The 716-nt window shown below is 41.3% G+C and carries 2 protein-coding genes; one reads left to right on the forward strand and one right to left on the reverse strand.

All coding sequences use genetic code 11. From position 1 onward, the window contains the following. A partial coding sequence (locus tag CXR02_RS23110) for a hypothetical protein (RefSeq protein ID WP_258061175.1) occupies positions 1-189 on the reverse strand: 189 nt, incomplete at its 3' end. Here CXR02_RS23110 and CXR02_RS23345 point away from each other — a divergent pair. Beyond that, on the forward strand, positions 116-424 hold the full coding sequence (locus CXR02_RS23345) for a non-specific lipid-transfer protein (RefSeq protein WP_219816177.1): 309 nt from the start codon (positions 116-118) through the stop codon (positions 422-424). The genes CXR02_RS23110 and CXR02_RS23345 overlap by 74 nt on opposite strands. The last annotated feature ends 292 nt before the right edge of the window (positions 425-716 follow it).

Genomic DNA, 716 nt, shown 5'->3' on the forward strand with positions numbered 1-716 from the left:
AAAAAAAAGAAAAACATATTGTTCTTTTAGTAATAACTCTACAATTTTCTTAAGCACAAGAAAAACTATGGCAAGCTCAGCTATTGTTAAGTTAGCTTGTGCAATTGCCATGTGCATGGTAGTGCTTGCACCACATGCGGAGGCCGCCGTGACCTGTGGCTTAGTTTCGGGCAAGGTTGCAGCGTGCATTGGCTTCCTTAGGGGTGGTCCTGGCCCAAGCCCGGCATGTTGTGGTGGGATTAGGGCCCTAAACAGCGCAGCCGCCACCCCGGCTGACAGGAAAACTGCATGCACTTGCCTTAAATCTGCTGCTGCTTCCATTAAAGGAATGAACTACGGAAAGGCAGCTGCTCTCCCTGGTGCATGTGGTGTCCGCATCCCTTACCCTATTAGCCCCAACACCAACTGCAATGCAGTCCACTAAAAGTACAGGATAACTTTGTTGCTACAGAAGAGAAATTAAACATGGAGCTACGTACCAAAGAATGGCCTTGTTAGTTAGTAAAGTGTATAATAAATGAGACTCAATTATCTTGATGAGGCTTTTGTCTTTTTCGAGTAAATTGATTATTGTAGTTCCTATTTCACGCATGCATCTTATTTTAATGTGTACCCTAGTTTTTATTTTTCATAAAATTACAACTAAATCTAATGTTGCCATTTATTACTATATTCTATGGCTTATCTATATGCTCCATTTTATGCTTTTGATATAG

This window comes from Arthrobacter sp. 4R501 (assembly GCF_002929755.1).
Lineage (GTDB): Bacteria > Actinomycetota > Actinomycetes > Actinomycetales > Micrococcaceae > Arthrobacter.